We start from the raw sequence: 23,910 nt of genomic DNA, 5'->3' as shown, positions 1-23,910 counted from the left end.
CCGCCGACCGAACGCCCACTGTGGGCAACGTGAGGGCTGCTCGATTTCACACCTGTGATCCACCGTTGACCGGCCGACCCCCGCCTCGGTACTGCTGGTCGATGGCCTTCAGTCGACGTCGGTTCGGCCTGCTCGTGACGGCTCCCGCGATCTCCGCGCCGGCGGGCAGCCCCGCTCCCGCGCGCCCCGACGTGGCCGACGCCCTGCGCCGGGCCGCCACGTTCCTGGACGAACGCCTCTCCTACCGCGGCGGCTACGTCTGGAGCTACCTGCCCGACCTGTCCCGCACGTGGGGCGAGATGGAGGCCAACCGCACCATGTGCTGGGTCCAGCCACCCGGCACGCCGTCCGTCGGCCACGGCATGCTCGACGCCTACCACGCCACCGGCGACGAGACGTTCCTGCGCGCCGCCGAACGGACCGGGCTGGCACTTGCCCGGGCGCAGCTCCCGGTCGGCGGCTGGAACTACGTCCACGACTTCGCCGGCCCAGCGTCACTGCGCCGCTGGTACGCGACGATCGGCGCGAACGGCTGGCGGCTGGAGGAGTTCCAGCACCACCACGGCAACGCGACGTTCGACGACGGCGGCACGGCGTCCGCAGCCCAACTGCTGCTGCGGCTGTACCTGGAGCGCCGTGACCACCGGTTCCGCACGGCGGTCGAGCGCGCGATCCGGTTCGTGCTCAAGGCGCAGTTCCGGGGAGGGGTCGCGGACGGCGGCTGGCCCCAACGCTTCCCGCACCACCCCGGCGCGCCCGAGACCACACCGTGGCCCGACACGCGCCCGCCGTGGCTGCCCGACGACGTCGGCCACGGCATGGAGGACGGCGACTACACCGGCCACGTCACCTTCAACGACGACGTGCTGGGCGAGAACGTCAAGTTCCTCCTCCTGTGCGCGTCCACGTTGGGCAGGCGCGACCTGCTGGAACCGGTCCACCGCGCCATGCGCTGCCTGCACCGCCTCCAGCAGCCGGGTCCCCAGGCGGGCTGGGGCCTGCAGCACCTGACCCGCGCCACGGCCGGCCGGCCCGCCGGCGCACCCGCGGGCGCCCGGTCCTACGAGCCGAGGGCGCTGGCCACCCACACCACGCAGACCAACGTCACCCAGCTGTTCCACTACTTCCGCCTGACCGGCGACCAGAGCTACCTGGCGCGCGTGCCGGAAGCCCTCGCCTGGCTGGACAGCTGCCGCCTCACCGACCGGCAGGTCGGCGAGAACCCGCTGCTGGCCGGCCGCACGCACCCGACGTTCGTCGAACCGGCCACGAACCGCGCCCGCTTCGTCCACCGCTTCGGCTCGAACGTCCGCAACGGCGCCTACTACTACGACTACGACCACCGTTCGACGCTCAGCCACTACTCCGCCGGCCGGGTCGTCGACACCGAAGCCCTGCGCGCCACCTACGACGAGCTCAGGTCGCTCACCCCGGCGCAGGTCGCCGACCTCAGGTCCAGGTCCCCGCTCAGCGGCCGGCCCATCCCGCCGCCGCGCTACTTCTCCCTGCGCGACCTGGCCCTGACCGACCTGTTCCTCGATGCGCCCCAACCACTTCCCACCGTCACGGACGCCCAGGTGCAGGCCCTGGTCACCGACCTGGGCGCCAAGGACCACTGGCTCACCCCGGCCGACGCCGTGACCAACCCCTACCGGGGCCCGGCGCCCGCCCACCCGTACGACGGCACCGCGTACACGAGCAAGCACGTGGGCGACGTCCACGACACCTCGCCCTACGACCCGCGCACCCCGCCACTCGAACCCCCGTACACGCCCACCGAGCGCCCGCTGGTCATCAGCACCGCGGCGTACGTGGCCAACTCCGGGAAGCTCCTGTCCTGGCTCGCCCGCTGACCGGAGCACCGGCGTCCGCGTCGGTGGTGACCTCCCGGCGTGCTCAACTCTCCACCGGACGCGACGCCAACCACAGCTGGTGCTCCCGGCTGATCGCCTCCTCGGCCTCCGCCACCGCCTCGGCCCACGACGCCTCGTCCGCGTCCAGCAACTTCGCCCGCACCAGCACCAGTTCGCGCGCCGCCAGCGAGTACCCGGTCGCCTGCGACGAGTGCCGCCGCGTCGCGAGCCACGCCGCGCCACTGGCGACGGCCGCGGCGAGGATGCCGGAGGCGTCGACGTCCCACACGCCGAACGCGCGGCCACCCGCGAGCACGATGGCGAGCACCTCGCCGACGATCAGCGCGATCCGCCACTGCATCGCCCGCCGGCGGTCGGCCTGCGCCTTGGCCGTGTACCACTTCTTCTGCTCCTGGAGCCGGTTCTTCACGTACGCCGTCCGCCGCCGCTCGAACGGCGCCTCCCGCAACGCCGTCATCGCGGACGTGGCCGACGGGTCGTCGCTGTCCAGCGGCAGCCGCTGCTCGCTCTGCGCGACCACCTCGCCCACCCGTTCCTGGAACAACGCCCTCGGCCGCGCCACGTCGGCCGAGAACGGCGCACCGGCCACGGCGTACCGCCAGGACAGCGTCTTGATCGACTCGGCGACCGCGCGCCCGGCGTACCAATCGCGCTCCGGCTGCTGCGTCCACAGCAGGATCTCCACCACCAACGCCACCGAGAACGCCACCAGCGCCAACAGCCCCCACGGGTGGACGGCGGTCTGGCGCTCCCACTCCAACGCGCCGCCGACGGCCGCCACGACCGCGCTGACCAGGCGGGTCCGGCTCCACGTCAGCGTCAGCCGCTGCCCGCGCCGCGACGTGCGCTCGGCGTCGTGGAAGAAGCCGGGTAGGTCGGCATCGGTCATGGCCCTCCATCCGTGACGCGGCCCGGGATCACCGCCCGCACCACGGCGTCCACCCCGGTGCCGGCGGCGGCGATCATCCCACCGGACGGCTCCCACACCCCGGAACGACCCGCCGCCGACTCGTACCCTTCACCCGTCGAGCCCGCGAAGCTCGCGATCGCCACCCACACGTCGTGCCCGACCGCGATCCGCCGCGCCCGCTCTTGCACCACCCGTGAATCCCAGGCGTGCTCCAGCACACCGGCCACGTACACGTCCACGCCCAACGCCACCGTGTCCGCCGCGTGCCGCCGCACGCCGGTGTCCTTGCACACCGCCAACCCGAGCCGCACCCCGTCCACCTCGACGACCGCGGGCGCGTCACCGGGGCGGAAGCGCACCGACTCCCGACCGCCCAGCCACATCTTCCGGTACGCCACCCGCACCCCGGCGGCGGACACCTCCAGCACGCCGATGTTCGGCCCGCCGACGGGCCCGCCGGCCCACGTGCCGCCCGCCCCGCCGAACGACCCGCCGACCGGCGCGCCCGCGAACGCCACGGTCCCCGTCTCGGCGCACGCCCGCACCAACGGCTCCACCAGGTCGAACGGCACCACCGGCGCGTCGAGGTGGTAACCCGTCAACGACAGCTCCGGGAACACCACCACCCGCGCCCCAGCCGCGCGCACCGCCTCCGCGTGGGCCGCCACGTTGGCGGTCACGTCGTAAGGGGCGCAACGCGGCTGGACGACGGCGATCGTGATCACCCGACGACCCTAACGACCTCACCGACCCGGCCGCGGCACCTTCGCCCAATCGACGTCGGAGGCCAGGTAGAAGCCGGTGTAGGCGGGCTGGTTGTAGGCGGTCTGCTGCCTGGCCACGTCGACCCGGTACTGCGGGTCGTGCATCAGCGTGTAGAGCTTGTGGCCGGTGACCTCCGTGCTCACGTAGACCCGCAGCGCCGAGCTGTCCGCCGTGCGCACCACCAGCTCCTCGCGCCAGTCGCCCAGCACGTCCGCGACCAGGGACGGGTTGCCCTTTGTGTGGTTGTTGGTCCGCGTGCCCTCGGCGGTCAGCAGGGTGCCGCGCCGCCAGTCCTTGATCGTCGGCGTGACGTCCAGCGCGCCGTCCACGACCTGCGTGGTCAGGTCCGCCGCCCAGCGGATGCTCGCGTTCGTGCCGGGGATCGCCGTCGACAGCGGACGCCCGTCGGCCGACCACAGCCCGGCCGCGTCCGTGCCGCCCGGCAGCGACGCCCACGTCTCCAGCCCCGGCTCGTCCGGGAGCACGTCACCGACCATGCCGCGCCCGGTGTCCCGGCCGGTGTAGCCGCCGTAGATCACCTCGCCCGTGGCCGCGTCGCGCAGCGCGTAGCCGTAAGGCGCCGAGGTCCCGCCCTCGTGCACCATGTAGATCTCCATCCCCGGCCGGGCCGGGTCGACGTCGGTCACGTGCAGCGCGTCGCCGTGCCCGAGCCGCGCCACCGCGCCGGGGTTCGCGCTGCCCGGCGGCATCACGTCCGCGGAGTGGTAGAGCACCTTGCCGTCGTGGTCGACGGTGGACGCCCCGTAGACGATCTCCTGCTTGCCGTCGCCGTCCACGTCCGCCGCGCTCAACGAGTGCGCGCCCTGCGTGGTGAGGCCGCCGTGCTCCGGCGACGTGCCGTCCTTGCCGTGCGCCGGGAAGTTGAACGGGTTGGTCATCGGCACCCAACCGCTGTCGATGAACCAGTCCTTGACCAGCTTGCGGCCGTTCCACCGGTACGCCACCAGCGTCGTGCGCGTGTAGTAGCCACGCGCGAACACCGCCGACGGGCGCTTGCCGTCCAGGTAGGCCACCCCGGCGAGGAACCGGTCCACCCGGTTGCCCGGCTCGATGCGGGAGTACGCGTAGTCGCCCCACATGAGCCCGTCGTCGTGCCGACCCGGCTCGTAGCGCACGGTCTCCAGCTCGCGGCCGGACTTGCCGTCGAACACGGTCAGGTACTCCGGGCCGTCGACGACGAACCCGGCGAACGCCCGGAGGTTGTTGCGGGTGCTGCGGCCCGGCGCGTACACGTCGACGAAGTGGTCGGCCAGCGACCGCGCGTCCGCGTCGGACAACGGGTAGGCGTGCCGGACCGGGATGCCGAACGCCTCCTCCAGGGTGGCGGGCCAGCGCCCGGCCACCACCTCGGGATGCGCGTGCCAGCCCTTGAACATCTCCACCACGTGCTCGTAGTAGCCCGCGGCGCTGAGCCGGTAGTCGTCGCTGTGCGAGTAGCCCGCGCGCACGTCCTCGCGCGGCATCGTCACGTACCGCTCCGAGACCGCGTTGCCGCGCCGGTCGTACGTCGTCACCTTCGTTCCCGGCGCGGTCTTCATCATCATCTCCGAACGGCCGTCGCCGTCGAAGTCGTAGACCAGGAACTGCGTGTAGTGCGCGCCGGAGCGGATGTTCACGCCCAGGTCCACGCGGTGCAGCAACGTGCCGTCGAACCGGTAGGTGTCGACGTAGGTCGGCCCGGTGTAGCCGACCTGCGAGACGTCCTTGCTGTTCGACGGGTCCCACTTCACCACGTACTCGTAGCCGCCGTCGCCGTCCACGTCGCCGACGCTGACGTCGTTGGCCGAGTACGTGTAGGCCTCACCGGCCGGGGTCACGCCGTCGGCGGGCTTGCGCAGCGGCAGGTCGTAGGACCCGCCCGCCCACGGCGACACGGGGTCGCTCGCCTCGCCCTGCCGACCGCGGACCACCGGCGCCACCCGGTACTCCGAGCCGCCGCCCTCGGCGTCGAGGTAGTTGGTGCTGTCGGTGACGGTGGCGATGCGGCGGCCGTCGCGGTAGACCGCGAACGCCGGACCGGCCAGGCCGGTGGCGGTGTGGCCGGTGACCTCGTGGCGCAGCAGCCGCCAGCTCAGGAACACCCCGCCGGCGGTGCGCGCGGCGACCAGGCCGCGGTCGAGGCGTTCGAGCCGCGGGCCGTCGGGCGTGGCCGAGGCGGGGGAGTGGACGGCGGACGTGCTCAGGACTAGCGCTAGGGCCGCCAGCACGGCGGGCAGGGCTCTGACGCGGGTCATCTGCGGCCTCCCAAGGGCGCGACGTTGCGCGGGGTGCGTGACGCCGCCACACGATGAACCGTTTCAACGAGAAAGGCAAGACCTGGGTTCGCGGGCGTTGCAGCGCTGAAAAATCAGTCTTGACGCCATGATGGGGCTCACCTAGCTTGGTTGAACCGATTCAATCGAAGGGTGAGGGTGATGGGACGAATGTCTCGCCGCGGCGCGGGGGGCCTGCTGGTCGGGCTGTTGTCGCTGACCACCGCGCTGTCGGGCTGCGGCGCCGAGTCGGCCGACGGCCCGGTGACGCTGCGGTTCGTCTGGTGGGGCAACGAGGACCGCGCCAAGGTCACCAGGGCGGCGGTCGACGAGTTCCAGCGGCGCAACCCGGACATCAAGGTCGAGACCGAGTACAGCGGCTACGACGCGTACTTCCAGAAGCTGTCCACCCAGGTCGCGGGCGGCGCGGGACCGGACCTGCTGCAGCTGGACCGGGCCACGGTCGGCGAGTACGCGGGCCGCAACGTGCTGGCCGACCTCGCCGAGTACACCGGCAAGGAGCTCCGGCTCGACAAGATCCCGCCGAACCTGCTGGAGGGCGGCAAGGTCGACGGCAGGCAGTACGCCGTGGCGGGCGGCGCGACCACCCAGATGCTGATCTTCGACCCCTCGCACTTCGAGGCCGCGGGCGTCCGGGTGCCGACCGCGCCGGGGGAGAAGTGGACCTGGGCGCAGTTCGCCGAGGCGATGGCGAAGGTCGGCGCGGCCGGGCAGGTCGCGGGCACCACCGACTTCGGCTGGGCCGTCGACTGGTTCGAGGTGTGGCTGCACCAGCACGGCAAGTCGCTCTACACCGCCGACGGCAAGCTCGGTTTCACCGCCGACGAGCTGGCCGAGTACTGGGAGGTGATCGGCACGATGCGGGCGGGCAAGGGCGTCTCGCCGGCCGAGGTGACGACGAAGATGGACGGCTCGGTGCAGAACTCCGGCATCGTGACCAAGCAGGCCGCCTCCGAGATCGGCTACGACTCGGCCGTCACCGGCTACTTCGGCGCGTTCGGGCCGAACCTCGCGCTCGCGCCGCTGCCCAGCGACGTGGCGGAGAGCGGCATGGCGGCCATGCCGCCGGTGTCGTTCGCGGTGTCCCAGCGGTCCAAGCACAAGGCCGCGGCGGTGAAGCTGCTCGACTTCCTGCTCAACGACCCCGAGGCGGGCAAGCTGCTCGGCGCGTCGCGCGGCGTGCCGCCGAACGAGGAGATCCGCGCGCAGGTGTGCTCGTCGGCCGAGGGCGGCAGCAAGGCCGTGTGCGACTACGAGGCCGCCCAGCAGGACAAGATCGGCCCGGCGTTCGGCGCCTGGCCCACCGGCTCCTCGGCCATCAAGCGGGACTTCCAGCGCACCTACGACGACGTGATCTTCAACCGGGTGAGCGCCGCGGACGCCGCCAAGCGCGTGGTGCAGGACGCCGAGCAGTCGCTGGGGTCCTGAGCATGACCCAGTCCGTGCTCACCGGCACGTCGGGCGCCACCGAGCCCCCGGTCCTGGACGGCCCGCCGCCGACGTCCGCCGCGCGCGGCAGGCGGCGGGGCCAGGGCGTGGCCTACCTGTTCCTGTCGCCGTGGATCGTCGGCGCCGCGCTGCTGACCATCGGCCCGATGGTCGCCTCGCTGTACCTGTCGTTCACCGACTACGACCTGTTCACCGCGCCGAACTGGATCGGCCTGGACAACTACGTCACGATGTTCACCGGCGACGAGCGGTTCTGGCACGCCGCGTGGGTGACCACCGAGTACGTGCTGATCTCGGTGCCGCTCAAGCTCGGCCTCGCCCTCGCGGTGGCGCTGCTGCTCAACCGGCCCCGCCGGGGCGTCGGGCTGTACCGCTCGGCGTTCTACGCGCCGTCGCTGCTCGGCGCGAGCGTCAGCGTGGCGCTGGCCTGGCGGGCGCTGTTCTCCACCGACGGCACCGTCGACGGGGTCCTGTCCTCGGTCGGCCTCGACACCGGTGGCTGGGTCGACCAGCCCCAGTACGCGCTGCTCACGCTCGTCGCGCTGGCCGCGTGGCAGTTCGGCGCGCCGATGGTGATCTTCCTGGCGGGCCTCAAGCAGGTGCCCAAGGAGCTCTACGAGGCCGCGGCGATCGACGGCGCGGGACCGGCGCGCCGGTTCCTCGGCGTCACGCTGCCCATGCTGTCCCCGGTGATCCTGTTCAACCTGGTGCTGGAGACCATCCGCGCGTTCCAGGCGTTCACCGGCGCGTTCGTGGTCAGCGGCGGGCGGGGCGGTCCCAGCGACTCCACCCTGCTCTACCCGCTGTACCTGTACCAGCGCGGGTTCACCGACTTCCGGATGGGTTACGCCTCCGCGATGGCCTGGGTGCTGCTCGTGGTGGTCGCGGTGCTGACCGCCCTGGTGTTCCGCAGCGCCCGGCGCTGGGTGTTCTACGCGGGGGAGAACCGGTGACGCTTACGAAACGCCTCGGGTGGCACGGGCTCGTGGTGGCCGTGCTGCTGGTGCTGCTCTACCCGGTGGTCTGGCTGGTCTCCACGTCGTTCAAGCCCGCGACGGAGGTGATCTCCACGCTCGCCCTGCTGCCGCGCGAGCCCACCGGCGACAACTACGCCGAGGTGTTCGACGGCGTCGGCGAGTTCGGCGTGCTGCACTACTTCTGGAACTCGCTGGTGATCTCGGTCGGCGCGGTGGTCGGCAACGTGCTGTCGTGCTCGCTCGCCGCCTACGCGTTCGGGCGGCTGCACTTCCGCGGTCGCGGCCCGATGTTCGGGTTCATGATGATCACGATCATGCTGCCGCAGCACGTGGTGCTCATCCCGCAGTACGTCATCTTCCAGCAGATGGACATGGTGAACACGTTCTGGCCGCTGGTGCTGCCGAAGTTCCTCGCCACGGACGCGTTCTTCATCTTCCTGATGGTGCAGTTCATCCGCGGCCTGCCGCGCGAGCTGGACGAGGCCGCGACGCTGGACGGCTGCGGCCCGGTGGGCGTGTTCCGGCACGTGATCCTGCCGCTGCTGCGGCCGGCGCTGATCACCACGGCGATCTTCACGTTCATCTGGACGTGGAACGACTTCTTCTCGCAGCTGATCTACCTCAACGACGCGGAGAAGTTCACCCTGCCGCTGGCGCTCCAGCTGTTCATCGACCAGGCCACCCAGTCCGCGTTCGGCCCGATGTTCGCCATGTCGGTGCTCGCGCTGCTGCCGATCGGCCTGTTCTTCCTGGCCTTCCAGCGGTTCCTGGTGGACGGCGTGGCGACCTCCGGGCTCAAGGGGTGAGTGCCTGGGCGCGCCCGTTGGCGCTGGTGGCCGAGGTGCTGCTGATCGGGGTGCTGGTGACCGTCGCGGCGCTGCCGGTGGTGACCGCGCTGCCCGCCGCGGCGGCGGGCGCGGTGCTGCTGCGCGAGCTGGTGGACGACGGCCGCACGCCGACCGCGCGGCGGTTCGCCGTGCTGCTGGGGCGGGCGGTGCGCGACCCGTTCGCGGTCGCCGTCCCGCTCGGGGTGCTGGTGGTCGGCGCGCTGGACGTGCTGGCGTTGATGGGCGGGCTGCCGGGCGCGAACGTGCTGGGTCCGGTGATCGGGTCGGCGCTGGCCGCGGTGGTGCTGGTGCTGCTGCGGACGGCGGCCCGGTGGAACCCGGGCGACCGGTGGGCCGTGCTGATGGCCGAACCGTCGCGTGACTGGGGCGGCTACGCCTACCTGGTGGTCGCGCTGGCCGTGACCGGGCTGGTGGTCGCGCAGGCGCCCGCGTTCGCCGTCGTCGTGCCCGGCCTGCTGGTGTTCGCCGCGGTCGCGGTGGAGCGCCGGTGACGCCCCGGGTGGTGCTCGCCGGCGCGGCCGGCTACGGGCGGCTGTACCTGCGCGAGATCGCCGCGCTGGAGGCCGAGGGACGGGTGCGGCTCACCGGCGTGTGCGAGGTGGACCCGCTCGATGCCGAGGCGCGCCGGCTCGTCGGCGACCGGCCGGTGGCCGCCGACCTGGCGGAGCTGATGCGTGACGCGGACATCGGCATCGTGTCCACCCCCATGCACACGCACGTGCGGTTGGCGCGGCAGGTGCTGGCCGCCGGTGCGCACCTCGTGCTGGAGAAGCCGCCCACGCCCACGCTGGCCGACTGGCGGGACCTGGTCGACCGGTCCGGGGACCGCCTGGTCCAGGTCGGGTTCCAGAGCCTCGGCTCGCACGCTGTGCACCGGCTGGCCGGGCTGATGCGCTCCGGCGCGCTGGGCGAGATCCGGGGCATCGGCGTGCGCGGCACCTGGTCGCGCGACGACAGCTACTACACCCGCGCGCCGTGGGCGGGCCGACGCGCGCTCGACGGCGTGCCGGTGGTGGACGGCGCGCTGACCAACCCGTTCGCGCACGGCATCGCGACCGCGTTGGCGCTGGACGGCAGCACGGGCGTGGACGACGTGCACGATATCGAGCTGGAGCTGCTGCGCGCCCGTGACATCGAAGCCGACGACACCTCGTGCCTGCGGCTGCGCACCCACAACGGCACGGTCGTCGTGGTCGCGGTGACGCTGTGCGCCGAGGTGGTCCGGGAACCGGTGCTCGTCGTGCACGGCAGCCGCCGCCGCGCCGAGCTGCACTACACCGAGCACCGGCTGGTGATCGACGGCATCGAGGAGCGCCACCGGCACGACTCGCCGCTGCGCAACCTGCTGGACCACCTGGCGGACCCGGACGTGCCGCTGCAGGCGCCGCTGGCCGCGACCGGCGCGTTCATGCGCGTGCTGGAGGCCGTCCGGACCGCGCCGGACCCCGTGCCGATCGACCCCGCGTGGTTGCGCCGCAACGGCAAGCGGGTGGACGTCGACGGCGTGGACCACGTGGTGGCCAAGGCCGCCGAGCACCTGCGCACGTTCGCCGAGCTGGAGGTGCCGTGGTCGCCGCTGGGCGGTGTCGCCCGGTACGGCTGGGACGGCGTGCGGCTGCCCCTGGTCGTGCCGCGGCCGGCGCTGCACCCGGTGCGCACGCTCGGCGGGGTCGTGGTCACCGGCGAGCACCCGGACGACCACCCGTGGCACCGGGGGATCGGCCTCGCGCTGCCCGACGTCAACGGGGTCAACCTGTGGGGCGGGCGCAACTACGTGCCCGGCCAGGGGTACGTGCCGGGCGAGCTCGGCCGGGTCGAGGAGACCGGGCCGGGCGAGCTGGCCTGGTGCGACTCGGCGGGCGCGGTCCTGCTGCGCGAACGCCGTCGCGTCCGCCGCCGGGTCGTCGCCGGCGGCTGGGAGCTGGAGTGGACCAGCGTGCTGACCGCGCCGGACCACGTGGTGCTGCACAGCCCGGGCAGCAAGGGCCGGGAGGGCGCGGGCTACGGCGGCTGGTTCTGGCGGCTGCCCGACCTCGACCCGCGGTCGGTGCGGGTCCACGGCCCCGACGGCGAGGGCGAGGAGGAGGTCAACGGCCGGACCTCGCCGTGGCTGGCGGTCGTGGTCGGCGATCCCGAGCGGGACCCGGGAGCACCGGCGTGGACGGCCGTGGTGTCCGGTCCGACCGACCCGTGGTTCGTGCGGGTGGGCCAGTACCAGGGCATCGGCTCGGCGCTCGCCTGGGACCGGCCGGTGGTGCTCGGACCGGGGCAGGAACGGGAGATCACCGTGCGGGTGGCGTTCTACGACGGCGTGCGGCCACCGTGAATTCGTCCAGACCATTGACAAGCCTTGTGCCGCAACAATAGCGTACTTGTGAAACGTTTCAGTCTCGGAGGTCGGCGTGCGACGTGTCTGCTTCCTGCTCCGGGTGCGCCCGGAGCGGATGGAGGAGTACCGGGAGCGGCACCGCGAGGTGTGGCCGGAGATGCGGGAGGCGTTGCGGGAGACCGGTTGGGGCAACTACAGCCTCTTCCTGGCCGACGACGGTCTGCTCGTCGGCTACCTGGAGACCCCGGACTGGGACGCCGCCCAGCGGGGCATGCGCGACCGCGAGGTGAACGACCGGTGGCAGGCCGAGATGGCCGAGTTCTTCACCGCGCTGGACGGCGGGCACCCCGACGAGGCCATGAGGCCCTTGACCGAGGTCTTCCACCTCGACTGAGCAGGTAAGGAGTCCGACGTGGACACCACCACAGGAGCACCCGGAACGGGCGCCGCGCGGGAGGCCTTGGCCGGGCAGCGGATCGAGCTGCCGTCCTGGGCGTTCGGCAACTCCGGCACCCGGTTCAAGGTGTTCGCCCAGCGCGGGGTGCCGCGCACGCCGCACGAGAAGGTCGCCGACGCGGCCACCGTGCACCGGTTCACCGGCGTGGCGCCGTCGGTCGCGCTGCACATCCCGTGGGACGCGGTGGACGACTACGACGAGCTGGCCGGGTTCGCCCGCGGCCACGGCGTGTCGATCGGCACGATCAACGCCAACGTCTTCCAGGACGACGCGTACGTGCTCGGCAGCGTGTGCTCGCCCGACCCGGCCGTCCGCCGCAAGGCGCTCGACCACCTGATGCGGTGCGTCGACATCATGGACGCCACGGGGTCGCGCGACCTGAAGCTGTGGTTCGCCGACGGCACCAACTACCCCGGCCAGGACGACATCCGGGCCCGCCAGGACCGGCTCGCCGAGGCGCTGCGGGAGACGTACGGGCGGATCGGGCCGCACCAGCGGATCCTGTTGGAGTACAAGCTGTTCGAGCCCGCCTTCTACACCACCGACGTGCCGGACTGGGGCACGGCGTACGCGCACTGCCTGGAACTGGGCGAGCGGGCGCAGGTCGTGGTCGACACCGGCCACCACGCGCCGGGCACCAACATCGAGTTCATCGTCGCGGTGCTGCTGCGCGCGGGCAAGCTCGGCGGGTTCGACTTCAACTCCCGCTTCTACGCCGACGACGACCTGATGGTCGGCTCGGCGGACCCGTTCCAGCTGTTCCGGATCATGTTCGAGGTGGTGCGCGGCGGTGCCCTCGCGGTCGGGTCCGGGGTGGCGTTCATGCTCGACCAGTGCCACAACATCGAGCCGAAGATCCCCGGCCAGATCCGGTCGGTGATGAACGTGCAGGAGGCCACCGCCAAGGCGCTGCTGGTCGACCGGGACGCGCTGGCCGCGGCGCAGCGGGCCGGTGACGTGCTCGGCGCGAACGCCGTGCTGATGGACGCCTACAACACCGACGTCCGGCCGCTGGTGGCGTCGGTGCGCGAGGACCTGGGGCTGGACCCGGACCCGATGGCGGCCTACGCCCGGTCCGGCTACGGCGAGCGGATCGTGGCCGAGCGGGTCGGCGGGGAGCAGGCGGGCTGGGGTGCGTGAACGCGGGTCCGGTCGCTGACGCCCTTCCCCCTGCACGTGGTGCTGCTCGTCGCGCCTGGTGAGCGGCGGTTGTTGAACCTTTTCAGAGCTGCTCTGGGCAGGTGGGCCGGCCCGTTCGGACCAGTTGGGACGGGTGGGCGTGAATCGTTTCATCACTTGACGGCGGCTCGGTGGAGGTGTTGTCATGTGCCGGGCGAGGGGCGTTGCCCGGGTCACACCTGGGAGCGCTCCCAGACACAGCGACGAAGGAGCAACGGTGCTCACCAACTCGTTCAGAGTGCGGGCGATCGCCGCCGTCACGGCGATCAGCGCACTGACCGGAGGCCTGCTGGTCGCCGGCGTGGCTTCGGCAGCCCCCGGCTGCGGGGTCGACTACGTGGTGCAGAACAAGTGGCAGGGCGGGTTCTCCGCGAACGTCACGATCAAGAACCTGGGCGACCCGGTCGACGGGTGGACGCTGGCCTGGTCGTTCCCCGGCTCGGAGCGCTTCGGCCAGGGGTGGAACGCGACGTTCGCCGCCTCCGGCGCGAGCGTGACGGCGACCAACGTGGACTGGAACCGGTCGATCCCGACCGGGGGCACGGCGTCGTTCGGCTTCAACGGCTCGATGACCGGCGACGTGGTCGGCGTGCCGACGACGTTCACGCTCAACGGCACCACGTGCACGGGCGGTGTCGACCCCACCACCACGACCACCACGTCGACCACGACAAGCACCACGACGACCACCACCACAACCACGACCACGACGACCCCCGGGCCGGGACCGTCGGACCCGACCGGCCGCAAGCAGGTCGAGCGCCTGGACCGCGGCGTGATCAGCGTGCGGTCCGGCAGCGGCAACCTGGTCAGCTGGCGCCTGCTCGGGGGCGACCCGCAGAACGTGGCGTTCAACGTGTACCGGGGTGCGACGAAGGTCAACGCCTCGCCCATCACCGCGTCCACCAACTACCTGGACAGCGGCGCGGCGGCGGACTCCTCCTACACCGTCCGCGCGGTGGTGAACGGGACCGAGCAGGCCGCGTCACCGGCGTCGCTCGGGTTCGGTGCCGGCTACCGGGACGTGCCGATCCAGTCGCCGGGCTCCGGCTACGTCGCCAACGACGCGAGCGTGGGCGACCTGGACGGCGACGGTGACTACGAGTTCGTGCTGAAGTGGGACCCGGACAACGCGAAGGACAACTCGCAGTCGGGCGTCACCGGCAACGTCTTCATCGACGCCTACACCCTGCAGGGCACGCGGTTGTGGCGCATCGACCTCGGGCGCAACATCCGGGCGGGCGCGCACTACACCCAGTTCCAGGTCTACGACTACGACGGCGACGGCAAGGCCGAGGTCGCGATGAAGACCGCGGACGGCACGCGGGACGGCCGGGGCACGGTGATCGGCAGCGCGAGCGCCGACTACCGCAACTCGTCGGGCTACATCCTGAGCGGGCCGGAGTTCCTGACCATGTTCAACGGTCAGACCGGCGCGGCGATGTCGACGGTGAACTACGACCCGCCGCGCGGCAACGTCGGCTCCTGGGGCGACACGTACGGCAACCGGGTCGACCGGTTCCTGGCCGGCACCGCCTACCTGGACGGCGCGCGACCGTCGTTGATCATGGCGCGCGGCTACTACACGCGTGCGGTGATCGCGGCCTGGGACTTCCGCAACGGCGCGCTGACCAAGCGGTGGACGTTCGACTCCAACAACCAGTCGGGGTACGCGGGTCAGGGCAACCACTCGCTGAGCATCGCCGACGTGGACGCCGACGGCCGCGACGAGATCGTCTACGGCGCGGCCACCATCGACGACACCGGGCGCGGCCTGTGGACCACGGGCCTCGGCCACGGTGACGCCGGGCACGTGGGCGACCTCGACCCGTCCCGACCGGGCCTGGAGTACTTCAAGGTCTCCGAGGACTCGTCGAAGCCGGGTTCGTGGTTCGCCGACGCCCGCACCGGCGAGCGGAGGTGGACCACCGCCTCGGGCAGCGACAACGGCCGCGGCGTGTCCGCGGACATCCACCCGGGCAGCCCCGGCGCGGAGTCGTGGTCCAACGCCGACGGCAGCCTGCGCAGCCCGAGCGGCACGAACGTCGGCCGCAAGCCGTCGTCGGCGAACTTCGTGATCTGGTGGGACGGCGACCCGTCCCGCGAACTGCTCGACCAGACCAGGATCGACAAGTACGGCACCGGCGGCGACACCCGCCTGCTCACCGGTTCCGGCGTGGCCTCGAACAACGGCACCAAGGCCACGCCCGCGCTGAGCGCCGACCTGTTCGGCGACTGGCGCGAGGAGGTCGTCTGGCGCACCTCGGACAACTCGGCGCTGCGGATCTACTCGACGCCCAACCAGACGGACCGCCGCATCCCCACGCTGATGCACGACACCATGTACCGCGTCGCCATCGCGTGGCAGAACACGGCCTACAACCAGCCGCCGCACCCGAGCTTCCACATCGGGAACGGCATGGTCACCCCGCCGTGGCCGGACGTGCACTACGCCGGCTGACGACTCCCCGCTGATCACGCTCCACTGCCGTGGCCTACCTCACTCGGGGTAGGCCACCGGCATTTCCGGGTGTGGATTCCACGGTCAGGGGGTATCAATCCGGGGATCGAGGGAGGTCACACCATGGGCAAGCACAGACTGGGCCAGTCCGAGGGACGTCAGTGGGGCGGTCCCGACCTGGTCAACGGCGCGGAGGACGCGCTGGGCCGGTCGGACGGCGAGCAGTCCGAGCAGCCCGCGGCGGACGGCGTGGAGGACGACTAGAACGACACCTCGACGTCCGGGTCCTCCGCGACCGAGCGCAGCGGGGTGACGGTCGGCCGTCCCTCGGCCAGCAGCGCCGCGTCGGTGCCGGGCTCCAGGCCGTCCTCGACCAGGACCGCGGCCAGGCCGATCGTGCCGTCGTCGCTGTCCTTGATCCTGGTGCGCACCGTGCCGAACTCGGCCAGCGCCGCCCGTTCGGGCTCGCCGACCTCGGGCCGGTTGGGCACGTTCAGGTTGAGCACGGCGCCGACCGGCAGGGCCGCGACCCGGTCGAACAGGGTCGACGCCACCGCGACGGCGGTCTCCCAGTGGTGCGGGAGTTCCGGGTCCAGCCCCACGTCGAGGGACACCGCCATGGCGCGCGCGCCGTTGATGGCGGCGGTCAGCGCCGCGCCGACGGTGCCGGAGTGCAGCACCGCGCGGCCGACGTTCGCGCCGCGGTTGACGCCGGAGAGCACGATGTCGGGCGGGTCGCCGAACGCGCCCTGGGACGCGACCAGCGCGATGAACGCGGGGTGTGCGGCGACGGCGTAGCCGGGCACGTCCGGCAGCCCGGGCAGCTCACGCCGCTCGACCTGGACGTGCCGGTCGTCCTCGGCGGCGGTCAGGCCCGCGCTCGTGCCGCTGGACTCGCGCGCGGGCGCGGCGACCACGGTCGTCCAGCCGTGCGCCACCGCGCCGCGCGCCAGGGCGGCGAGCCCCGGCGAGTCGATGCCGTCGTCGTTGGTGATGAGCACCCTCATGCGTCCTCCCACAACCGCAGCCGCACCCGGTCGACCAGCGCGCGCACCACGTCGCCGCTGCCGGTGCCGAGCCCGTGCCTGGTCACGTTGACCGCGCCCGCCGCCGCGCCCAGCTTCAGCGACTCCTCCACGGACCGGCCCAGGGCGAGGCCCGCGGCCAGCCCGGCGGTCATCGAGTCGCCGCCGCCACGCGTGTCGACCGGGCTCAGGTCGGGCGTCTCCACGAGGTGGAGCGTGCCGTCGAGCCACGCCAGCGTCTCCTCGGCGGCCCGCGACACCACGACCGCGCTCGCGCCGGACTCGGCGACCCGGCGGCAGCCCTCGGCCAGGTCGGGCAGCGAGTCGGACTCGGCGAGCCCGTCCGACACCAGCTCCTCGTGGCTGACCTTGACCACGGTCGGCCCGCCCGCGAGGGCGGCGGCCAGCCGTTCGCCGGAGAGGTCCACGACCACGTCGCAGCCGTTGCCGCGGAGGTCCTTGGCGAGCCGTTCGTACACGGAGTCGGGCACGGGGGTGTCGGCCTCGGCAGGACCGCTGAGCACGGCGACGCCCGCGTTCAGCGCCTCGATCAGGGTCATCTCGTACAGGTCGTCGAGCTCGTGGCGCGACAGCGCGTCGGCGGGCATCCGGACCAGCTGGTCGCGCCCGCCGTCACGCCGGTCGTGCACGTAACCGCCGTTGCGGGCGGCGACGTCGCGCGCCTTCAGCTCGACGTCGATCAGGTGCCGCAGCACGTGCCCGGTCTCGCCGCCCAACGCCGAGCACAGCACCACCTCGGCGCCGAGGGACTCGATCATGCGCGACATCCACACCCCCTGCCCTCCGGCGTGGATGTGGATGTCGGGCGTGCCGTCCAGGTCTTCCACCGTGACGGTCAACTCTGGGGAGGGCGCGAACACCGCTACTCGACCGGGCATAACGGACACCTACCCGCTCTGCCGTTGATCGAATCACGGTTCGGCAGTAGCAGCAGGTCCCGACTCCGTCGTGGCTTCGGTCGTGCCAGGGATGAGGCCACCGGGCGACGGGTGCCGCACGTCCTGCGTCACATCGGGGGCAGCCGCGGCTCGGCGAGCCAGGTGCGGAAGTACGCCGTCAGCGGCTCGGGGGAGTGGCGTTGGGCCAGTGCCACGAAGTCGCTCGTCGTCGCGGTGCCGTGCCGGTGGGTCGCGGTCCACTCGCGGAGCGCGCCGAAGAACGCCGCGTCGCCCAGCCGGGTCCGCAGGCCGTGCGCGGTCAGCGCGCCCCGCTGGTAGACCCGGTCGTCGAACAGGTTCGCCACGCCCGGGTCGCCGATCCGGAGGTCCTGCGGCAGCCGGGCCAGCCGGGCGTGCGCGCGAGCGGCGTGCACGTCGGCGGCGGGGCCGCCGGACCGCTCGGACCACAGCCACTCCGCGTAGCAGGCGAAACCCTCGTTCAGCCAGATGTCGCGCCAGTCGGCCAGGCCCACGCCGTTGCCGAACCACTGGTGCGCCAACTCGTGCGCGACCAGCCGCTCGTGGCCGCGCCGACCGTCCACGTGGTTCGCGCCGAACACCGACATGCCCTGCGCCTCGACCGGCACTTCCAGCTCGTCGTCGGTCACCACGACCTGGTAGGTCCGGAACGGGTAGGGGCCGAACAGCTCCTCGAACACGGTCATCATCCGCGGCTGGCGGGCGAAGTCGTGCCGTGCCGCGCGCAGCAGCCGCGCGGGTGCGGCCACGTCCTGGCCCTCGGTCAACGGCAGCCGCTCGTAGAGGCCGATCTGCACCGAGGCGAGGTACGTCGCCATCGGCTCGGCCTGCTCGTAGACCCACGTCGTGCTGCTGCCGCCCGTGCGCCGGTCGACCAGCACCCCGTTCGCCAGCACGGTGTACGGCGACGGCGCGGTGACGTGGACGCGGTAGGTCGCCTTGTCCCGCACCAGGTCGTTGCACGGGAACCAGGACGGCGCGCCGATCGGCTGGCTCGCCACCAAGGCGCCGTCGGTGAGCTGGTCCCAGCCCAGCTCGCCCCAGTGCCGCGAGCGGACCGGGCGGGCCACGCCCGAGTACCGCACCTCGACGGTGAACGGTCCGTCCACCGGCCGTGCGGGTCGCACGCGCAGCTTGCCGCCGCCGTGCACGTGCCGGGCGGGTCGGCCGTCGACCAGCACCCGGTTCACGGTCAGCGTGCCGAAGTCCAGCACCACCCGCGCGCACGGGCCGGCCGCGACGGCGGACAGCGTCGCCCGCCCGGCCAGCCGACCGGTGTGCGGCTTGTAGTCCAGTTCCAGGTCGTAGTGCGCGACCCGGTAGCCGCCGTCGCCGTGGTCGGGCAGGTACGGGCCCGTCATCGCCAGGCGGAGATCGGGTTGCCCAGCCAGCGCGTGCCCTCGGGCACGTGCTCGCCGCGCATCACCAACGACGCCGGGCCCACCGCCGCGTGCGCGCCGACCGTCGCGCCCGGCAGCACGATCCCGTGCGGACCGAGGGTCGCCCCGTCCGCCAACTCCACCTGGTCCATGCGGAGGATCCGATCATGGAACAGGTGGGTCTGCACCACGCACCCCCGGTTCACCGTCGCGCCGTCGCCCAGCCGCACCAGGTCCGACTCCGGGAACCAGTACGACTCGACCCACGTGCCGCGCCCGATCCGCGCGCCGAGCGACCGCAGCCACACGGCCATCACCGGCGACCCGCCGGCCCGACCGACCAGCCACGGCACCGCCAGGACCTCGACGAACGTGTCCGCCAGCTCGTTGCGCCACACGAACCCGCTCCACAAGGGGTGCTCCCGCGCCCGGAACCGGCCCACCAGCAGCCACTTCGCCGCCGCCGAGACCGCGCACGCCAGCACGCCCGCCACGAGCAGCACCGGCCCGGCCGACAGCGGTCCGAACTCCCGCAGCGCGAACAGCACGCCCACCACCAGCGCCACGTGGCACATCACCGGCACGATCCGGCACAGCTCGACCAACGCCCGTGCCACGACCAGCCGGCGCGGCGGGTCGAACGTCCGGCTCTGGTCGCCCTGCTCGGCCGCGCGCGGCAGCTTCATCGGCGGCATGCCCAGGTACGAGCTGCCCGCCTTGGCGCGCTTGGGCGTCGAGGACAGCACGCCGACCAGACCCCGGTTCGGCACCGAACGGCCCGGCGCGGTCATGCCCGAGTTGCCCAGGAACGCCCGCTTGCCGACCCGCGCGGCGGCGATGCGCAACCAGCCGCCGCCCAGCTCGTAGGTGGCGACCATGGTGTCGTCGGCGAGGAACGCGCCGTCGCCGATCGTGGTCATCTTGGGCAGCGCGAGCACGGTCGAGGCCTCGACCCGGCGGCCGACCCTCATCCCGAGCGCCCGCAGCCACACCGGTGTGAGCAGGCTCGCGTACAGGGGGAACAGCACGACCCGGGCGGTGTTCATCAACCGTTCGGTGGTCCACGCCTGCCAGGCGATCCGGCTGTGCACGGGGTACGCGCCGGCCCGCAGCCCGATGCCGAGCAGCCGCACGGACCCGAGCACCAGCAGCGCGTACGAGCCCAGCCACGCGACCGTCGCCAACGGCACCGCGAGCAGCGCCGAGCCGAGCGTCAGCGGCTCACGCGCGATCAGCAAGACCGGGAGCACCGCCGCCGCCACCGGGAGCAGGCCCAACGCCGACGTCGTCACCGCGTAGACCAGCTTCCACCACCACGACCGGGGCGGACGCGGACCGGGACGGGCCGCCTTGCCGTGGCGCTGCGCCGGGACACCGGCCCAGCGCTGCCCCGTCGGCACGGAGCCGAGCACCCCCGAACCGGGCGCGACCTCCGCCCGCTTGCCGACGCTCGCGCCGGGGAACAGGGTGCTGCGGGCGCCGACCACCGCGCCCGCGCCGACCCGGAGGCGGCCGACGTGCAGCCGGTCGCCGTCCACCCAGTGCCCGGACAGGTCCACCTCGGGCTCGATCGCGCAGCCCTTGCCGAGCTTGAGCATGCCGGTCACCGGCGGCGCGGAGTGCAGGTCCACGTCCGGGCCGACCCGCACGCCCAACGCGCGGGCGTAGTGCGTGAGCCAGGACCCGGCGAGGTTCGTCGCGCCGCTGAACTCGGCGAGCCGTTCGGCGGTCCACAAGCGCAGGTGCACGCCGCCGCCGCGCGGGTACGTGCCGGGACGCAGGCCGCGCAGCAGCAGCCGCGCGCCACCCGCCGCGATCGCGACCTTGCCGGGCGGGCTGACGAACGCCAGCCACCCCGCGGCGATCCACCACCACGACACCGGCGTGGTGAAGCCGACGACGTTGCCGACCGCGGCCAGCGCCACCGACCACCGCAGGCCGACCAGGCTCATCAACGGCACCAGCAGCAGCGACTGGAGCACGCCGGTCCGCCGCGGCGTCGGCGCGACCTCGCGCGTGACGCCCTGGTGGCCGCTCAGCTCGTCCAGCCGCGCGGCCAGCGCGCGCAACGTGGGGTGCTGGTAGACGTCGTTGACCGAACCGCTCGGGTAGCGGGTCCGGATCGTGGAGACCAGCTGGGCCGCGGCGAGGCTGCCGCCGCCGTGGGCGAAGAAGTCCGCCTCGGGCCCGGCGATCCGGGAACCCAGCAGCTCCGACCACTGCTCGGCCAGCCACCGCTCGGTGTCCGTGAGGTCCCCGGCCGGCGCCGCCACCTCCAGCTCCGGCAGCGGCCACGGCAACGCGGCCCGGTCCACCTTGCCGGACGTGCGGGTGGGCAGGGTGTCGACGGCGGCCAGCAGCGGCACGAGCGCGGCGGGCAGCGCGGTCCGCAACCGGGCCAGCGCGTCGGCCTGGGCGAAGTCCTCTCCCGCGACCACGTAGCCGACCAGCACCTGGTTGCCCGCCTTGGTGGTGCGCACGGCCGCGGCGGCGCCCGCGACCGACGGCAGCGCCTGGAGCGCCGCGTCCACCTCGCCGAGCTCGATCCGCCGCCCGCCCAGCTTGACCTGCTCGTCCGCCCGACCGAGGAACAGCAGGCCCTCGGGCTCGGCGCGGACGAGGTCGCCGCTGCGGTAGGCGCGGTCCCAGCCCGGCCCGAAAGGAGCCAGCCCCGGCATCGGCGCGAACTTCTCGGCGTCCTTGGCCGGGTCGAGGTAGCGGGCCAGGCCGACGCCGCCGATGACCAGCTCACCGGAGCCGCCCATGGGGACCGGCGTGCCGCCGGCGTCCACCACGGCCAGTTCCCAGCCGTCCAGCGGCAGCCCGATCCGCACCGGGCCGTCACCGGTCAGCCGCGCCGCGCACGCCACGACGGTCGCCTCGGTCGGGCCGTAGGTGTTCCACACCTCGCGGCCGTCGACGGCGAGCCGCTCGGCCAGCTCCGGCGGGCACGCCTCGCCGCCGAAGATGAGCAGGCGGACGTCCTCCAGCGCGTCCACCGGCCACAGCGCGGCCAGCGTCGGCACCGTGGACACGACCGTGACCTCGCGCTCGACCAGCCACGGTCCCAGGTCGAACCCCGTGCGGACCAGGGCGCGCGGCGCGGGGACCAGGCACGCGCCGTGCCGCCAGGCGAGCCACATCTCCTCGCAGGAGGCGTCGAAGGCGACGGACAGACCCGCGAGCACGCGGTCGTCCGGACCGATCGGGTCGTCGGTGAGGAACAGGCGGGCCTCGGCGTCCACGAACGCGGCGGCGGCCCGGTGCGAGACCGCGACGCCCTTCGGCTTGCCCGTGGAGCCGGACGTGAAGATGATCCACGCGTCGTCGTCCGGACCGGGAGCGCCGACGAGGCCCATGGGCGTGCCACGCAGCGCCAGCTCCCCGGTGATGACCGCGCACACGTCGGCCTCGGTGAACACGAGTTCGGCGCGCTCGTCCGGGTCGTCGGCGTCGACGGGCACGTACGCGGCGCCGGCGGTGAGGATCGCCAGCACCGCCACGTACAGGTCGACGGTCCCGGACGGGACGCGGACGCCGACCCGGTCGCCGGCGCCGATGCCGGCCGCCGCCAGCTCGCGGCTCCGCGCGTCGACCTCGTCGAGGAGTTCCCGGTAGGTCAACGAGGTCGTGCCGTCGTCCAGCGCGGGGGAGTGCGGGTGCCGACGCGCGGTGTCGGCCAGCACGTCGACCAACGTGCGCTCGGGAGCGGGTGCGCCGGCGCGGAACAGCGCGGGCGCGTCGACCGAGGTGGGGAAAGCGGTGTCGGGGGCGATGGTCACCGACGGGCACCGATGGGGCGAAGTCGCACTGTGAAGTCCTCCAAGAAAACGCCGACCTGCGACTTTACCGGGGATTCACGGGTGCGTCGCGCCGTCGTGACCACGAGTGGGTGGTGTCACATCGTGTAACGGCACCAGGTCGGGCGCGATCACTCCACAGTGGACGTTCCCAGTTCCTTGTGCACCAACGGCATCACCTCGGTGCCGAGCAGTTCGATCGCGTCCATCACGAGCTTGTGCGGCACGCCGGACCAGTCCATCTGCATCGCGTAGCGGTCGGCGTTCACGAGCCTGCCCACCGAGATGAGGCGTTCGGCCACCTCCGCCGGGCTGCCAGCGAAGATCGACCGCGCGCCCCGCGTCCACGAGTCGTACTCCGCGCGCGACGGCACGGGCCAGCCGCGCGCCCGCGAGCCGTACTTCATCGTCTCGAGCCAGTACGGGTGGAACGCCTCCTTGGCGTCCTGGGAGCGGCGTGCGATGAGGCCGATCGCGCTCATGGTGACGTCGAGCCGTCCGGGTTCCTGCTCGCCGGCCTCGCCCGCGCGCCGGTACAGGTCGACCAGCGGCGCGAACCGCTCCGGCTCACCGCCGATGACCGCGTACACCACCGGCAGCCCCAGCAGCCCCGCCCGGATCGACGACTCGGGGTTGCCGCCGGTGCCCACCGAGATCCGCAGCCGCGACCCGTAGGGCCTCGGGAAGACGTGCGCGTCCGCGAGCGGTGCGCGGAACTTCCCCGACCAGGTGATCGGGTCCTCCCGGTCCAGCTTCAGCAGCAGCGCCAGCTTCTCCTCGAACAGCTCGTCGTAGTCCTCCAGGCTCGCGCCGAACAGCGGGAACGACTCGGTGAACGACCCGCGCCCGGCCAGCAGCTCCGCCCGGCCCCGGCTGAGCTGGTCGAGCGTCGTGAACTGCTGGTACACCCGCACCGGGTCCTCGGTGCTGAGGACGGTGACGGCGCTGCTCAGCGTGATCCGCGACGTGACGCTCGCGGCGGCGGCGAGCACCGTGCCGGGGCTGGAGATCGAGTAGTCGGCCAGGTGGTGCTCGCCCAGCCCGTAGAAGCCGAGCCTCAGCTCGTCGGCCAGCTTGATCCGCTCCAACGTCTGCGCCAGCTTGTCCGCGACCGAGACCTGCTCACCGGTGATCGGGTCGCGGTGCCGGTCGCCGAAGCTGTAGACGCCGAGCTGCATTCCCTTTGTGGACACGTCAACAATCTAGCCCGACATTGGTGACACGT

Annotated in this window: 18 protein-coding genes; 10 read left to right on the top strand and 8 right to left on the bottom strand. The window is 72.8% G+C overall.

The window, feature by feature from the left end:
• Positions 1–101 precede the first annotated feature (101 nt).
• Positions 102–1,853, top strand: a complete 1,752-nt coding sequence (locus AB0I91_RS38285) for a pectate lyase (RefSeq protein ID WP_499641230.1) — start codon at positions 102–104, stop codon at positions 1,851–1,853.
• Positions 1,854–1,896: 43 nt separating this feature from the next.
• Here the strand turns inward: AB0I91_RS38285 and AB0I91_RS38280 are convergent, their stop codons facing one another.
• Genes AB0I91_RS38280 through AB0I91_RS38270 form a run of 3 tightly spaced genes read right to left on the bottom strand, consistent with a single transcriptional unit; the run spans position 1,897 to position 5,804 of the window.
• Entirely contained in the window at positions 1,897–2,763 is an 867-nt protein-coding gene (locus AB0I91_RS38280; protein WP_498781554.1) for a DUF4231 domain-containing protein, read from the bottom strand.
• A complete protein-coding gene (locus AB0I91_RS38275) occupies positions 2,760–3,509 on the bottom strand; it encodes a carbon-nitrogen hydrolase family protein (RefSeq protein WP_499641228.1) in 750 nt (249 codons plus the stop codon). The genes AB0I91_RS38280 and AB0I91_RS38275 overlap by 4 nt, the downstream gene beginning before the upstream one ends.
• Before the next feature lie 18 nt (positions 3,510–3,527).
• Positions 3,528–5,804, bottom strand: coding sequence for a rhamnogalacturonan lyase (locus AB0I91_RS38270; RefSeq protein WP_499641226.1), 2,277 nt, complete (start codon positions 5,802–5,804; stop codon positions 3,528–3,530).
• Positions 5,805–5,984: 180 nt separating this feature from the next.
• Between AB0I91_RS38270 and AB0I91_RS38265 the strand changes: the two genes are divergently transcribed.
• From AB0I91_RS38265 to AB0I91_RS38225, 9 genes are all read left to right on the top strand, one after another.
• Positions 5,985–7,271 (top strand): ABC transporter substrate-binding protein, encoded by a 1,287-nt coding sequence (locus tag AB0I91_RS38265; protein ID WP_499616267.1) that lies wholly within the window; start codon positions 5,985–5,987, stop codon positions 7,269–7,271.
• Between the two features lie 2 nt (positions 7,272–7,273).
• Positions 7,274–8,245, top strand: coding sequence for a carbohydrate ABC transporter permease (locus tag AB0I91_RS38260; protein WP_499641224.1), 972 nt, complete (start codon positions 7,274–7,276; stop codon positions 8,243–8,245).
• The gene (locus AB0I91_RS38255; RefSeq protein ID WP_498781547.1) at positions 8,242–9,075 is read left to right on the top strand and encodes a carbohydrate ABC transporter permease; all 834 of its coding nucleotides are present in this window, start codon (positions 8,242–8,244) and stop codon (positions 9,073–9,075) included. Before AB0I91_RS38260 ends, AB0I91_RS38255 begins: the two co-directional genes overlap by 4 nt.
• On the top strand, positions 9,072–9,608 hold the full coding sequence (locus AB0I91_RS38250) for a hypothetical protein (protein ID WP_498781546.1): 537 nt from the start codon (positions 9,072–9,074) through the stop codon (positions 9,606–9,608). The genes AB0I91_RS38255 and AB0I91_RS38250 overlap by 4 nt, the downstream gene beginning before the upstream one ends.
• Positions 9,605–11,443, top strand: coding sequence for a DUF6807 family protein (locus AB0I91_RS38245; RefSeq protein ID WP_499641222.1), 1,839 nt, complete (start codon positions 9,605–9,607; stop codon positions 11,441–11,443). Before AB0I91_RS38250 ends, AB0I91_RS38245 begins: the two co-directional genes overlap by 4 nt.
• 76 nt (positions 11,444–11,519) lie before the next feature.
• Positions 11,520–11,840 carry an L-rhamnose mutarotase gene (locus AB0I91_RS38240; RefSeq protein ID WP_498781544.1) on the top strand — a complete coding sequence of 107 codons (321 nt, stop codon included), beginning with the start codon at positions 11,520–11,522 and terminating at the stop codon, positions 11,838–11,840.
• Positions 11,841–11,858: 18 nt separating this feature from the next.
• On the top strand, positions 11,859–13,043 hold the full coding sequence (gene rhaI / locus AB0I91_RS38235; protein ID WP_499616258.1) for an L-rhamnose isomerase: 1,185 nt from the start codon (positions 11,859–11,861) through the stop codon (positions 13,041–13,043).
• A 256-nt stretch (positions 13,044–13,299) separates the two neighbouring features.
• Positions 13,300–15,543 (top strand): rhamnogalacturonan lyase family protein, encoded by a 2,244-nt coding sequence (locus AB0I91_RS38230; RefSeq protein ID WP_498781542.1) that lies wholly within the window; start codon positions 13,300–13,302, stop codon positions 15,541–15,543.
• Positions 15,544–15,666: 123 nt separating this feature from the next.
• Complete coding sequence (locus AB0I91_RS38225) at positions 15,667–15,807, top strand: hypothetical protein (protein ID WP_498781541.1); 141 nt, start codon at positions 15,667–15,669, stop codon at positions 15,805–15,807.
• On the opposite strand, the gene surE is transcribed toward AB0I91_RS38225, so the two are convergent.
• The 5 genes from surE to AB0I91_RS38200 form a co-directional block, all read right to left on the bottom strand.
• Complete coding sequence (gene surE, locus AB0I91_RS38220) at positions 15,804–16,550, bottom strand: 5'/3'-nucleotidase SurE (protein ID WP_499641220.1); 747 nt, start codon at positions 16,548–16,550, stop codon at positions 15,804–15,806. The genes AB0I91_RS38225 and surE overlap by 4 nt on opposite strands.
• Complete coding sequence (locus tag AB0I91_RS38215; protein WP_498781537.1) at positions 16,547–17,467, bottom strand: PfkB family carbohydrate kinase; 921 nt, start codon at positions 17,465–17,467, stop codon at positions 16,547–16,549. Before AB0I91_RS38215 ends, surE begins: the two co-directional genes overlap by 4 nt.
• Positions 17,468–17,595: 128 nt before the next feature.
• Positions 17,596–18,867 (bottom strand): M1 family metallopeptidase, encoded by a 1,272-nt coding sequence (locus tag AB0I91_RS38210; protein ID WP_498781536.1) that lies wholly within the window; start codon positions 18,865–18,867, stop codon positions 17,596–17,598.
• Positions 18,864–22,667, bottom strand: coding sequence for a Pls/PosA family non-ribosomal peptide synthetase (locus AB0I91_RS38205; protein WP_499616252.1), 3,804 nt, complete (start codon positions 22,665–22,667; stop codon positions 18,864–18,866). The genes AB0I91_RS38210 and AB0I91_RS38205 overlap by 4 nt, the downstream gene beginning before the upstream one ends.
• 149 nt (positions 22,668–22,816) lie before the next feature.
• On the bottom strand, positions 22,817–23,863 hold the full coding sequence (locus tag AB0I91_RS38200) for an LLM class flavin-dependent oxidoreductase (RefSeq protein ID WP_499641248.1): 1,047 nt from the start codon (positions 23,861–23,863) through the stop codon (positions 22,817–22,819).
• Positions 23,864–23,910: the final 47 nt, after the last annotated feature.

Origin of the sequence: Actinosynnema sp. NPDC049800, assembly GCF_040656635.1 — a bacterium.
Lineage (GTDB): Bacteria > Actinomycetota > Actinomycetes > Mycobacteriales > Pseudonocardiaceae > Actinosynnema.
Note: the sequence above shows the minus strand (reverse complement) of the source record. Positions and strands in the feature narration are given on the sequence as shown.